The organism is Streptomyces sp. NPDC013187, from assembly GCF_042899705.1.
Lineage (GTDB): Bacteria > Actinomycetota > Actinomycetes > Streptomycetales > Streptomycetaceae > Streptomyces > Streptomyces hawaiiensis_A.
Genome location: NZ_JBIBAF010000025.1, coordinates 1 through 12,334 on the forward strand (window position 1 = coordinate 1; position 12,334 = coordinate 12,334).

The 12,334-nt window shown below is 67.4% G+C and carries 10 protein-coding genes and 4 pseudogenes; 6 read left to right on the top strand and 8 right to left on the bottom strand.

What is annotated here, in order from left to right; genetic code table 11:
* Positions 1-224: 224 nt before the first annotated feature.
* Positions 225-446, bottom strand: a complete 222-nt coding sequence (locus ACFY5B_RS36655; RefSeq protein WP_389978826.1) for a hypothetical protein — start codon at positions 444-446, stop codon at positions 225-227.
* A gap of 590 nt (positions 447-1,036) precedes the next feature.
* On the opposite strand from ACFY5B_RS36655, the gene ACFY5B_RS36660 reads away from it, so the two are divergent.
* Positions 1,037-1,894, top strand: coding sequence for a hypothetical protein (locus ACFY5B_RS36660; RefSeq protein WP_389978614.1), 858 nt, complete (start codon positions 1,037-1,039; stop codon positions 1,892-1,894).
* A gap of 365 nt (positions 1,895-2,259) precedes the next feature.
* Here ACFY5B_RS36660 and ACFY5B_RS36665 read toward each other — a convergent pair whose 3' ends face one another.
* From ACFY5B_RS36665 to ACFY5B_RS36675, 3 genes and pseudogenes are all read right to left on the bottom strand, one after another.
* Positions 2,260-2,604 carry a hypothetical protein gene (locus ACFY5B_RS36665; protein WP_389978617.1) on the bottom strand — a complete coding sequence of 115 codons (345 nt, stop codon included), beginning with the start codon at positions 2,602-2,604 and terminating at the stop codon, positions 2,260-2,262.
* The gene (locus ACFY5B_RS36670; RefSeq protein ID WP_389978620.1) at positions 2,601-2,891 is read right to left on the bottom strand and encodes a hypothetical protein; all 291 of its coding nucleotides are present in this window, start codon (positions 2,889-2,891) and stop codon (positions 2,601-2,603) included. Before ACFY5B_RS36670 ends, ACFY5B_RS36665 begins: the two co-directional genes overlap by 4 nt.
* A gap of 157 nt (positions 2,892-3,048) precedes the next feature.
* Positions 3,049-3,222, bottom strand: a pseudogene (locus ACFY5B_RS36675) (IS5/IS1182 family transposase); the annotation flags it as partial.
* A gap of 267 nt (positions 3,223-3,489) precedes the next feature.
* On the opposite strand from ACFY5B_RS36675, the gene ACFY5B_RS36680 reads away from it, so the two are divergent.
* Both ACFY5B_RS36680 and ACFY5B_RS36685 read left to right on the top strand, forming a co-directional pair.
* Entirely contained in the window at positions 3,490-5,319 is a 1,830-nt protein-coding gene (locus ACFY5B_RS36680) for a pentapeptide repeat-containing protein (protein WP_389978623.1), read from the top strand.
* Between the two features lie 5 nt (positions 5,320-5,324).
* Positions 5,325-5,699 (top strand): annotated as a pseudogene (locus ACFY5B_RS36685) (IS5/IS1182 family transposase); the annotation flags it as partial.
* 897 nt (positions 5,700-6,596) lie between these two features.
* Here ACFY5B_RS36685 and ACFY5B_RS36690 read toward each other — a convergent pair.
* Together ACFY5B_RS36690 and ACFY5B_RS36695 are read right to left on the bottom strand one after the other, a co-directional pair.
* On the bottom strand, positions 6,597-7,013 hold the full coding sequence (locus ACFY5B_RS36690; protein ID WP_389978625.1) for a (2Fe-2S) ferredoxin domain-containing protein: 417 nt from the start codon (positions 7,011-7,013) through the stop codon (positions 6,597-6,599).
* Positions 7,010-8,998 carry a heavy metal translocating P-type ATPase gene (locus tag ACFY5B_RS36695; protein ID WP_389978628.1) on the bottom strand — a complete coding sequence of 663 codons (1,989 nt, stop codon included), beginning with the start codon at positions 8,996-8,998 and terminating at the stop codon, positions 7,010-7,012. Before ACFY5B_RS36695 ends, ACFY5B_RS36690 begins: the two co-directional genes overlap by 4 nt.
* Positions 8,999-9,093: 95 nt before the next feature.
* On the opposite strand from ACFY5B_RS36695, the pseudogene ACFY5B_RS36700 reads away from it, so the two are divergent.
* From ACFY5B_RS36700 to ACFY5B_RS36710, 3 genes and pseudogenes are all read left to right on the top strand, one after another.
* A pseudogene (locus ACFY5B_RS36700) lies at positions 9,094-9,231 on the top strand (transcriptional regulator); the annotation flags it as partial.
* 191 nt (positions 9,232-9,422) lie between these two features.
* Entirely contained in the window at positions 9,423-9,593 is a 171-nt protein-coding gene (gene rpmF / locus ACFY5B_RS36705; RefSeq protein WP_389978631.1) for a 50S ribosomal protein L32, read from the top strand.
* Between the two features lie 4 nt (positions 9,594-9,597).
* On the top strand, positions 9,598-10,782 hold the full coding sequence (locus ACFY5B_RS36710) for a GTP-binding protein (RefSeq protein WP_389978634.1): 1,185 nt from the start codon (positions 9,598-9,600) through the stop codon (positions 10,780-10,782).
* A 277-nt stretch (positions 10,783-11,059) separates the two neighbouring features.
* On the opposite strand, the gene ACFY5B_RS36715 is transcribed toward ACFY5B_RS36710, so the two are convergent.
* Together ACFY5B_RS36715 and ACFY5B_RS36720 are read right to left on the bottom strand one after the other, a co-directional pair.
* Positions 11,060-11,839: a LacI family DNA-binding transcriptional regulator gene (locus ACFY5B_RS36715; RefSeq protein ID WP_389978808.1), complete on the bottom strand. Its 780-nt coding sequence runs from the start codon at positions 11,837-11,839 to the stop codon at positions 11,060-11,062.
* 63 nt (positions 11,840-11,902) lie between these two features.
* Positions 11,903-12,181 (bottom strand): annotated as a pseudogene (locus ACFY5B_RS36720) (LacI family DNA-binding transcriptional regulator); the annotation flags it as partial.
* Positions 12,182-12,334: the final 153 nt, after the last annotated feature.

Here is a 12,334-nt window from a genome sequence, read left to right on the forward strand (position 1 = left end):
CAGCCCGCTGGGCATCGGTCACCGACAACGGCGGAATCTTAGGACCCGGACGACTCATACCGAACCAACGATGAATCTCCGACTCAGGTCACTAGTAGTGCTTCGTTAGGTTCTGGGCTGTCTGTGGCTGCTCCGGAGGCTGGGCAGGGGGCGCCCGCAGGTGGTGCAGATACCGGTCCAGCACCTCAGCAGGTCCTGAAGAACGTCGAGGACCTGGTAGAGAGTCAGGCCGGTGTGCGGACTTTTGTGTCGAGCCGCCTGAGGGTGAGGAATGCCTGGGCGACCAGGTGCTCGAACTCGGCACGGTGGTCCATCAGCCACGAAAGGTAGAGCAGACCCTGGTTGATGACGCCGGCGTCGACGCCGCGCTTGTACTCGACTTTACCGACCGCAGGAGCTCGCGAACCGGCTCTGAACTGCGACGACTCATAGGCTACCTGTCCCACGACGGGTAGTTGTGGCCGTTGTTGGGGCTCGGGTGCGCTTCTTCTTGGGGAACCTCGCTGCCGACCAGCACGGACGTGGTCGGTGCTGGGAACTCGGCGCGACCTCCTGTGCCGCGCTTGCCGCAGACGCAAGGTGCTGACCAGGTATTTCTTGTTCCCCCAGAGGAAACGCACCCCCAACCGAGACGCGTCCCGGCCCAGCACGCGCGTCAGCTCCTGCGCGGACACCGGTCCCGCAGCCGCCGCGAACGCCTGCCGGTAGGCCCCGGGCAGGGACTGAGCGTCCATCCCGGGCTGCCAGACCGGCGGGCGCGGGTCATAGCCCGGGCGCAGGACGGGGACAGGAAAGCCACAGATCATCGAGCTCCAGCACGGTTCACCACCACGCTCTGATAGCAGGCGGCGAGAGGCCGTGAGTGAACCCGGATGCGCCCGTCCGCGTCGAAGGTGTGGGAGTGGTGCAGCGCTGGACGCTGAAGAGTCCCCGCGCCCTTGTGTTCCGTACCTGACCCTCGTCGACCGCCACAGAGGACTCAATGAATACGCAACCGAAGCGCTCCGTCTGCATACTATTGGTATCACTCCTGAGCATGAGCCTCCTTGCTGGCTGCGGCAATGATCAGCGCACAGACGACGGTCATGCGAACGATCAGTCGCTGCGCATGCAGGAAGAGCGCGCCCTGCAAGTAGCCGATGCCTGGCGGGCATCTGCAGCCGCCGCTGCTTGGGCGCAGGGCTACTACCCGATGGCCGACGCGGTGCAGAAGCCGGAATCCGGCTGGCACAGTAAGGCAGACGAACGAGCCTACGAAACGAAGAACTTCGTCCTGGGCGGCGATCTGCCCAGCACAGCCCCCGCCCTCGGGAAGGTGGACTGGGGAAACGGGGAAGATCTCACCCGCCCACTGATCGGGGCACAGAAGGCATACCAGTCGTTCGCTCTTAACCGCAGCGACGGACCCCGACTGACCGTGACTAGGGCCCGTCTCGGTACAACAACCATCGTGACAAGCCGCGGCAACGCGACCGTTCCCGCATGGTTGTTCACGCTGGAGAGCTACGACACCCCGCTCAAGCGTGTCGCCGTAACCCCCTCAAAGCTCCCCAAGCCGCCGATCGGACAAGCCCGACAAGGGGCTACTGGTGGTCTCAGGAGCATCGCCCGGTTGGCCGGAACGGCGGCAGATGGCCGCTCCATATCTGTGAAGGCCACTCACGGATCCTGCGACGACGGCCCCATCGTCAAAGCGCTGGAGACAGATGAGAGCGTAGTACTGTACGCCTCCATCAAGGGGGCCGAAAGCGGCACATGCCCCGCCGACATGATCGAACAGAACGTGAGGGTCGAACTGTCGCAGCCGCTCGGTGACCGCCTCCTCCTGGACGCCCTCACCGGTCGACCAGTGCCGTTCGGAGACCCCAAAGGGGCGGCACCGAGCTGGACGTAAGCGCAACATCATCCAGCCCTCCATGTACGCCGTCCACTCGGGAGCAGTCGCCGCCGAGCAGCAGCGGGGGCGGAAGTTCACCAACGTGGAGGACATCGAGATCGAACTGTAGGCCCGCTCCAGCATGAGCGCCTCGTCCCCGGTTGTGGTCGGGTAGCCGGATCACGTTCCCGTGACCCGGCCCCCTCAGAACCGGACGTGCACCTTTCAGCGCATCCGGCTCAAGCAAGCCACGAGGGCTTCGCAGGTCAGCAGGGTTATCCGGCCCGTTCGCTGTCGCCAGCGTGATGCTGACGGTGGCATTCGGAGTGCACGAGCCGTCCACCGGGAGGGAGGACGGGCCGTGAAGTGGCTGGGCAGGAGGATCAGGACTTCGGTGCCGGTTCGGCCATGCGGGCTTCGAGGTCGGCGACGCGCCGGTCCTGGAAGCGGAGGTTGGAGCGGGGGGCCTTGAGTCGTTCGTCGAAGGTGCGGTTGTCGGTGGTGAGCTGGCGGACGCGCTGTTTGAGGGTGGTGATCCGCTGGATAGCGCCCTCGGTCCATTCGTCCAGCAAGTCCCCTATCTGCCTCAGGAGTTCGCCAATCCGAGTGCGCTGGGTGAGGATCTCGGTGTGGGCGGCCTTGAGGGCGTCCTCGGAGTTCAGGGCGCGTTCGCGCCACGTCGCCTCGCGTTCGTCGCCCTGTTCAGGGGGAATGGCGTCGGTGTTCATGCGGCTTCCTGCTCGGGGTCGTCTCCCTCGGCTGTGCATGTATCGCTGTACTCGTCCTGCTCGTCGCTGCCCGCGTCGGCGAGGTCGGCGGTGCGGAAGGCGGTGGACCACACGCGGTGGAAGTAGTCCCAGGGTTTGCGCAGGTCCAGGGCGAGGGCGTCGTCGAGGAGGCCAAGGCCGGCCAGGGCCTTTTCCAGGCCGTCGATGGCGCGGGCGGTGGGTTCGAAGTAGCGATGGAGGTAGTCGGCGGTGGCGTCGTCCGGTGACCCTCGGCCAGCAGCAGCCACTGCTCACGCTTGCGACGCCAGTAGAGCAGGTCCGCGCCGGACAGGACGGTCACAGTTGTGGCAGTCGAGGTTGAAGGGGCAGGCGCCGCCCTCGACGACGGGCTGGAAGGTGCAGAACCCGCCCTCCGCGGGGGTGCTGCGGCGGGACAGGTCGATGGCCAGGGCCTGGGCCTGCTCGCGGGTGAGCGGGGTGGTGTCGCTGGTGAGGAGTTCGCGCACGCTGGTGCGGCGGTAGTTTGCAGCGGCGGTCACCCTCGCGGGTGACGATGAGCATGGTGACCCACTCGACCAGGGCATGGGGCAGGTCGAGTGCGGCAGAATACGGAACCAACGCGACTCCTGTGCCTGTGGGTTGAGACGTCGAACACCTCCCCCAACGGCACGGTAGCCTCGTGCGTTGCGCACACCACGAGCATCAGCCGATCAGTGGCCATGCTGAAAACCCTCGATGTCCCGAAATCCTATTCACGTGTTGCGCCGATGATGTACACGTCTCCATATGGCTGAGCCTTCACCAAACCGTGCTGCTCCCGCGTGGCCCCACTGTGGGCACGGGGCCGACCCTGCGACCGACCCCGTGGGCTGCCGAGGTGTCTACGTGCCCGGACACAGTTCGTGTTTAGCTCATGTGGCCGACGGAGATCGTGACACCTACTTGAGCACCTTGGCGCCTGGCGCTGACATCGACCACCGCGGCACTCCGTTCACCGAGCCACTCCTCCATTCCCTCCTGCGCACCCTCCGCGATCCCACAACAGGACATCCTCGTTTCGGAACCGCATGGTTCGACGAGGCTCACTTTTTCGGTGATGCCTGGTTTACTCATGCAGAATTCAGAGGTGTCGCAGGGTTCACGCGTACGCATTTTTATAGCGACGCTGGGTTCGACCGGACACAGTTCGCGGACGCAGTGCGGTTTGAGATGGCGCAAATATCCGGAAACGCCAGCTTCTCTCATGCTCGCTTCTCAGGGCCTGCACGGTTCGGGGGGGTGAAAATTTCAGGTGATGCCCTATTTGATAGGGCGCAGTTCTCACAAACTGCGGGGTTCGGGGAAACGAACTTTGGTGGCGACGCTAGATTTACTGGGGCCCGCTTCGACGGTGACGCCTGGTTCACGCAAGCCCTATTCTCTGGCGCTTGGTTCGATATGGCACATTTCTCCACTGACGCCTGGTTCCTGGATACGAAGTTCGGTCGCGCCGCATGGCTCGTACGCGCCGAGTTCTCCGCCTCGGCTTGGTTCGAAGGGGCCCAATTCTGCGACAGCGTCCGATTCACTGGGGCGCGTTTTAGGGTGATGTCGTGGTTCGGGCCGATCATGTGCGCGAGCGAAGTTGACCTATCTAGTGCGATGTTCGACGTGCCCGTGACTTTGGAGATTGCGGCGCGCATGGTGCGCTGTGCGAGGACTCGATGGGAAGCAACTGCGACACTGCTCCTCCGCTACGCGAAAGCAGACCTAACCCAGGCGGTGCTCTCTTTTCCCATGTCCGTAGCCGCTCATCCAGTTCCCTTCACCAGTCGCGGTAGGCGGGTGGACGAGAGTCTCCTGGCCGACTGTGAGAGCACAGTGCGCGTGGCCTCAGTTTACGGAGTCGATGCTGCAAACCTAGTACTGACTGACACCGATCTAAGTGAGTGCGTGTTCGCTGGTGCCTTCCACTTGGACCAGATCCGCTTCGAAGGCCACTGCACCTTCGGCTCCACTCCTATCGGCCTGCACCGTCTCCACGGCGTTTGGCCGTACAGGTGGACTCGTAGGCGCACTCTGGCAGAGGAACACCACTGGCGGGCGCAGATGGCTGATCAGCCATACAGTGTTTCTTCATCACGTCACTGGCGCACTAGCCAGCATCACCCCGATTCGGACCTCACTCCTGACCCGGAAGACGTGGCTGCTCTCTATCGGCAACTGCGCAAGGCACTCGAGGACGGCAAGAATGAACCCGGCGCCGCCGATTTCTACTACGGCGAGATGGAAATGCGCCGCCACGACCGCACTGGAACTCCGCTAGGTGAACGCAGCCTCCTGTGGGCTTACTGGTTATTATCCGGATACGGCCTGCGAGCCTCACGCGCCGTCGCCTGGCTCGCAGTCTCAATGCTCGTGACCATTCTGCTGATGATGGGCTTCGGCCTGCCGCAGTATGCTCCTAAACAAAAGGCGACCGGATCCGTCCCGGTCGGCGGCGGCACGGTAACTTTCGAGATCGACAAAGATGACCCAAAGAACCCAACAAAAAACAGGTTCACCGATCAACGTTTCGAGAAGGCGCTCAAAGTCACGCTCAACTCAGTGGTGTTCCGTTCCAGCGGACAGGAACTGACCGTAGCCGGCGAGTACATCGAGATGACATCACGGTTCTCCGAGCCGATCCTCCTCACTCTCGCAGCGCTCGCCATCCGAGGCCGCGTAAAGCGATAGGGACACTGCTCGACGACACCCTGGCTGAGCACGAACCGCATGGGCGACGGCCGGGGTTACTACTCGGCCAAACACCAGCGCAGGATGAAATTGCAGGGTGACCGATGCGGTCGGTCGGCTGCTGTGGTTGTCGTCGACGCTACCGGGCCGGTGCCACGAACTGTCTGTGGCCCGCACCCGCCACACCATCAAGATTTGCCAGCGGGATACGACCTGGGCCTCCCACCGCGGATGGTCCACGCGCACTCGGCCAAGGCTGGACCCCGGTCGAGCGAGGCGTCTCCCGCATGAAGTCGTGGCAGATCTTGCACCACGTCGGTGCAACCCGAATCGAATGACGTCTCGCTGCGGCCGTCCTCACTCTGGAAGGGCAACGCTGAAAGAGCTCACTGTCTCGCGCGGGTTCTCGATGCGGCGTTCGTAGTAGTTACGGGAGTACGGATCGACGCCTACATGGACGTCACACGCGACAGCGATGCAGCCGTGGCCTGGCCACAGGCCGAGATGGCCAGTTCAGCTGCCGGGGGCCAGCCAGTCGGTCCGGCCGTAACCGCTCCCCCACTCACGCGTCCCGGTCGCGCTGGGAGGAAAACGCACCCCGGTACGGACGGATGAGCGGGTGCGATCGCAAATCAGGCACCCGAGAGAGTCACAGGCACACGGACTCCTTCGAGGCACCGACCGCATCGTGCGCGCCAACGCGTTCAACCTCACGTCGAAGCCGCACCGGAGCGCTCCGGTGCGGCTTCGACGTCTCACGGATCCGGGCAGAGACCCCGCCAGGACGGACCGCGGCGGGGCCTCGCCATATCACCCGCAGAAAGGCCGCGGTGCCGGGCACCTCACCGGACCCGGAGAGCACGGCGGCGACATGAACATCCGGTGCGTGTCCACGCCCAGGGTGGTCTGCCCTGCGGTCAACGACAACGGGCATGTCCCGCGAGCGCTGAGTGTGCGGGTCATGGGCATTCACCTCCCGGCTGAACGGCAGTCAGGGCCGGCACCGAGCCGGGCGGGCGGTCGGAACCGTGACTGCGCTGTATCGGCAGGGCCCCTGTCGGGACACAAACCCACAGGCTTTGTGCGGGCACGCGCCGCCCCACCCCCGCAGATCGACACATCCGTGACATGGCACCCGGCCGGCTCTCATACGAGTCAAGCCCGACACGGGACGGCACCCGTCGGCGTCCGAGCAGCGCCGGGCTGCCCGTCATGCGGGGTGGGTGCACGCAGGTTGTCCCTCCTGACCGGGGCTGCTCGACGCTGCGGTGTGGTGGTTATGGCGCCAGTTGTTCGCGGATGCGGCGGGTCGGGGTGAAGACGTAGAGGTCGAGGATGTCAGGCGGGTCTGCGAGTCCCGGGCCGCCCGCCCTGATCCAGGCCGTGATGTCCGCGGTCGCGTCTACGTCATTGACCGAGCCGAGCCAGACCGGGCGTCCGCCGGCCCTGCGGCCTTCGGCGGTGGGCTGGACGACGATGACGTTGGCGTGCTCGCAGGCATCCAGGCAGTTGACCGGCCGGACAGTGGCCAGGTCGCCCAGGGACCCGCGCAGGTCGGCGAGTTGAGCGGCGTGGTCCAGGCCGGGCACCTTGTCGGTGCCGCAGCAGCAGCCCCGGCAGACGGTGACGATGCAGCGGGCCGCCCCCGGAGCGGCCGGGGCGGCCTGGCGGCTGCGGCGGCTGCGGCGGCTCACTGTCCGTCTCCGGAGCGGGCGCGGTTCCAGGCGGCGTCGCGCAGCAGGCGGAGGCCGTTGAGGCCGACGATGACGGTGGAGCCCTCGTGGCCGGCTACGCCGAGGGGCAGCGGCAGGTTTCCTACGAGGTCCCAGATGACGAGGCCGGTGATGAACACGCCCGCGATCACGAGGTTCTGGACGACCAGCTTCCGGGCCTGGCGGGAGAGGGCGACGACGGCGGGGATGGTGGCGAGTTCGTCGCGGACCACCACGGCGTCGGCGGTCTCCAGGGCGAGGTCCGAGCCGGCGCGGCCCATGGCGATGCCGGTGTGGGCGGCGGCCAGCGCGGGGGCGTCGTTGACGCCGTCGCCGATCACCAGGACGTTGCGGCCGCGGGCCTCCATGCGGCGTACGGCCTCCACCTTGTCCTGCGGCAGGAGCCCTGCGTGGACGTCGTCCCCGGTGATACCGACCTCGGAGGCCAGCCGGTGGGCGGCGCGCTCGTTGTCGCCGGTGACCAGCATCGGACCGGTGCCGGTCAGTGTGGCCAGGGCGCTGACGGTGGCGGCGGCGTCCGGGCGCAGGCGGTCGGCGATGCCGAGCACGCCGACGGGGACGCCGTCGCGGGTGACCAGGACAGCGGTACGGCCGGCGGCCTCAAGCTCGGCGACCGCATTGTGCGCGGTGTCGGCGTTCTGTCCGGTGAGGTCGTCCAGCAGCCGAGCCGGGGCACCCACCTGGATCTTCGCGCCATGCACGGTGGCGGTCACGCCGAGACCGGGGGTGGAGGTGAAGTCCTCCACGGCGGGGACGTCCAGACCGCGTCCGCGGGCGGCGTCGACGACCGCGCGGGCCAGCGGGTGCTCGCTGGGGTGCTCGGTCGCGGCGGCCAGCGTCAGCAGGGTGTGCTCGTCCAGGCCGGAACCGTCCAGCGGGCGGATGTCGGTGACGTGGGGGGTGCCCTCGGTGAGGGTGCCGGTCTTGTCCAGTGCGACCTGGTCGATCTGCCCGAGGCGCTCCATCACCACGGCGGACTTGACCAGGACGCCATGGCGTCCGGCGTTGGCGATGGCGGACAGCAGCGGCGGCATGGTGGCCAGGACCACCGCGCACGGCGAGGCGACGATCATGAAGGTCATCGCCCGCAGCAGGGTGGACTGCAGGTCGGCGCCGAAGGCCAGCGGCACCACGAACAGCGCCACCGTGGCGATGACCATGCCGATGGAGTACCGCTGTTCGACCTTCTCGATGAACAGCTGGGTCGGCGCCTTGGTCTCGGAGGCTTCCTCGACCATCTTCACGATCCGGGCGATCACCGAGTCCGACGGGTCACGCTCGACCCGCACGCGCAGCGCGCCGGTGCCGTTCAGGGTGCCGGCGAACACCTCATCCCCGGCCTCCTTGGCCACCGGCAGTGGTTCGCCGGTGATGGTGGCCTGATCGACCTCGCCGGCGCCGTCCAGTACCCGGCCGTCGGCGCCGACCCGCTCGCCGGGCCGGACCAGAATGATGTCGCCCACTGTGAGCTCTTCGGGGGGCACGCTTTCCTCGCCGCCGTCGTCCAGCACCCGGGTGGCCGTGGTCGGGGCAAGGTCGAGCAGGCCGCGCACCGAGTCCGCGGTGCGGGCGGTGGCGATTGCCTCCAGGGCGCCGGAGGTGGCGAAGATGACGATCAGCAGCGCCCCGTCGAGGACCTGGCCGATGGCCGCGGCGCCGAGCGCGGCCACCACCATCAGCAGGTCCACGTCCAGAGTCTTTTCCCTCAGCGCCTGAAGGCCCGCCCAGCCCGGCTCCCAGCCGCCGGTGACATAGGTGGCGGCGTACAGCGGCCCCCACACCCAGGCCGGGGCGCCGAGCAGGTGCAGCGGCAGCGCGAGCAGGAACAGCACCAGCGCGGCCACCGCCCAGCGGGCCTCTGGCAGCGCGAAGATCCGCGTTCGACGCCGCGGGGCGACCGCATCACGGACACCGCCGGGCGCAGGGCGGGTGAGAGTGGAAGACATGACAGCGGCGGTCCTTCACACACAGGGGACGACGGGTTACGACTCGGCCCACGATACAGGAATGCATGAAGACACCTTCATGTGTTCATAGACGTAGAGTGGTCACCGCCCTGCAGGCCCTGGCCACCCCGTCTCGGCTGCTACCCCTCGCCCGACCGCGGGAAGGGCCACTGCCGGCCACCGAGTTGGCCGCCGGGGTGGGCATGGAGCAGTCCGCCTGCTCCCATCGGCTGTGACCGCTGCGCAACCTCGGCCTGGTGGCCGGCACCCGCAGGGGCCGCTCCTCCGCGTACATGGCCGACGAGGCCGGCCCGGCGAGCCCACCTCCTTCCGCCGGACCCTTGCCAGCTCTTGACCTAGAACTTAGTAATGGATCCCATTTTCATGTAGCGTCCAGGGCGCCCCAGCGAGCGAGGAGACCCTCATGGCCGTTCCCAAGCGGAAGATGTCCCGCAGTAACACCCGCCACCGCCGCGCCCAGTGGAGGGCCGCCACACCGCAGGCCGTGCCGATCACGGTGGACGGTTCCACCTGTCTCGTCCCCCAGAGGCCGGCCAAGGCGTACGAGCGCGGGCTGCTGCGCCCCGAGGGCTGAGCCGATGACCTACGAGCGACTGCCCGTCACCGTCCTGTCCGGGTTCCTCGGCGCAGGCAAGACGACCCTGCTGAACCACGTTCTCGGCAACCGCGAGGGCCTGCGCGTCGCGGTCATCGTCAACGACATGAGCGAAGTCAACATCGACGCCGCGCTCGTGCGCGGCGGCGACGCGGCCCTCTCCCGTACCGAGGAACGCCTGGTCGAGATGACCAACGGCTGTATCTGCTGCACCCTGCGCGACGACCTCCTCGAAGAAGTCGACCGGCTGGCCCGCGAGGGCCGCTTCGACTACCTCCTCATCGAGTCCAGCGGCATCTCCGAGCCCATGCCCGTGGCCGCCACCTTCGCTTTCGCCCGCGACGACGGTGCCACCCTCGACGACCTGGCCCGCCTCGACACCATGGTCACGGTCGTCGACGCGGCGAACTTCCTGCCCGAGCTGGCCGGCGGCGACGAACTCGTCGAGCGCGGCTTGGACCAGTACGAGAATGACGAGCGCACGGTCAGCGACCTGCTGATGGACCAGATCGAGTTCGCCGACGTCATCGTGCTCAACAAGCTCGACCTGGTCGACGCCGACACCGCCGACCGGCTGCGGGCGACGCTCGCCCGCCTCAATCCCGTCGCCCGGGTCGTCCCCGCCGTCCACGGGCGGGTGGCCCTCCAGGACGTCCTCGGCACCCGGCTGTTCGACCTGGAACGCGCCCAGCAGGCCCCCGGCTGGGTCATGGAGCTCAACGGCGACCACGTCCCGGAAACCGAGGAGTACGGCATCTCCTCCACTGTCTTCCGCTCCGAACTGCCCTTCCACCCGGGACGGTTGTGGGCGTTCGTGACCGAGGAGTTCGACAGCGGCGCGTACGGGCAGATCCTGCGCTCGAAGGGATTCTTCACCCTGGCCAGCCGCCCGCACGTGACGGGCCTGTGGTCGCAGGCGGGCTCCGTCGCCCGCTTCGAGCCCTCCGCCGCACGCGACACCGACAGCCCTGACGGACAGGAACTCGTCTTCATCGGCGCACATCTGCACGCCGAGGCGCTGCAGGCAGCCCTCACCGACTGCCTCATGGCGGACGGCGAGAGCGTCCCGCCGGTCGATCCGTTCCCGGGGTGGGACACCTACGGCATCGACGACGCCTGCGAGCACGAGCACGCGGAGCAGGCACCGATGCCGGTGACGTACGTCTGAAGACTCCGGGCCGGGCGGGGTTCCGCGGCTACGGCACCGCCCGGCCCGGTACGCACCCGAGCGAGGGAAGGCCACGAAGACGACGGACCGCGGTGTGCGCCTGGGCACGGTCCAGGAGATACCTCTGATCCCGCTGCACGGCCGGGCGGTGGAGAACCGTAGACCGGAACCCGCCCCGCGTGCGTGCCCCCGGGCCGAGGAGATCGTCGCGTCGAGCGGCTACGACTTCGGTTCGAGCAGGTCCACCAGACCCGTGGCATGCGCGGGCGGGCGGTCGTCATCCGGCGGGGCGGGTGGACTGCCGTATCACAAGGTGTGTCCGCACCTCCTTCAAAGGCTCCACGGTTTCCCCGCGCAGCATCGCCGCCATCGCCTCGATCCCCAGGTTGCCCAGCTGCTCGCCGTGCAGATCGACCGTCGTCAGGCCGGGTAGCAACAGCCCCGCGACGTCGGTGTTGTCCATGCCCACGACGGAGATGTCATCGGGCACCCGCATGCCGAACGCGGCGGCAGCGTGGTAGACACCGGCCGCGGCGATGTCGTCGTCACAGACCACCGCGCGGGGGGGCGTGAGATCGCTCAGCAGCTTGCGAGCCGTTTCCAGGGTCGGGTCGAGCGCCTCCTCGGGAGGTATGGAGAACTCGGTGACTCGCAGGCTCCGGGTGGCGTCCGCGAACCCGGCGTGCCGGGCTCGGAAGCTGTACGAGGTCCGCCGGTAACGCAGGTGGCTGATCGAGCGGTGCCCCAGGTCGATCAGGTGCTCGACGGCCGTGCGCATACCGCCCGCCACGTCGAGAACGACGACAAGCCGGTTCTGCGTGGACAGGGCAGGGTCGGAGTCGATGAGAACGGTGGGCACGGAAGGCGGCAGTTCATCGATCTGCCGGTCGTTCGGCGAGCAGATCATCAAGCCGTCGAACTGGTTCGCCGAGAGGACCCGCGCCATGGTCCCGCTGTTCCAATTGGAACTCGCCACGACCGTCAGGCCGTGCTTCTCGGCTGCGTCATGGGCGCCGGCCAACACCTGCGCGAATAAGGGCCCTCGGATGCTGGGCACGGCCAGAAGCACCAACCCCGTTCGCCCCACGCGGAGTTGGCGGGCTGCAGCCTGAGGTCGGTAGCCCAGCCGTTCGCCGGCGTCCCGCACCCGTTTCTCCGTGGCCTCGGAGACGCGCCTGCTGCCCTTTCCCGAGTACACCAGGGACACACTGGCCTGGGAGACCCCTGCGAGCCGCGCCACGTCGCGAGAAGTGGGCCGTCGCGTCGGTGCGGTGCCTGATGGGGACGGTGTGTCCACCGCGGAGTCCGGGCGGTCTCTGTCGGGCACGCCCTCGCTACGGAACCCGGTGACCATGGACACCTTCCAGGGGAAAGCCACTGCACACCTGCTGCAGGGCATGCTGTAGTCGGTGGCGTGCGGCACACGCCGCGAGTAGAGACTACCGCCCCCGATCCCAATTCCCAGGCGGCCTGCGCCCCTTCAGGCACCTTCCCGGACGCAGCGCGGCTCAAGAGGTCGCGGTAGGCCATCGAGCAGGGTGCGACCGGCGGT

What these genes read in the sequence shown, in the direction of transcription:
- ACFY5B_RS36695 (WP_389978628.1), bottom strand. Translation starts at nt 8,998, where the DNA reads ATGTCTTCCACTCTCACCCGCCCTGCGCCCGGCGGTGTCCGTGATGCG.
- ACFY5B_RS36710 (WP_389978634.1), top strand. Translation starts at nt 9,598, where the DNA reads ATGACCTACGAGCGACTGCCCGTCACCGTCCTGTCCGGGTTCCTCGGC.
- ACFY5B_RS36660 (WP_389978614.1), top strand. Translation starts at nt 1,037, where the DNA reads ATGAGCCTCCTTGCTGGCTGCGGCAATGATCAGCGCACAGACGACGGT.
- rpmF (WP_389978631.1), top strand. Translation starts at nt 9,423, where the DNA reads ATGGCCGTTCCCAAGCGGAAGATGTCCCGCAGTAACACCCGCCACCGC.
- ACFY5B_RS36665 (WP_389978617.1), bottom strand. Translation starts at nt 2,604, where the DNA reads ATGAACACCGACGCCATTCCCCCTGAACAGGGCGACGAACGCGAGGCG.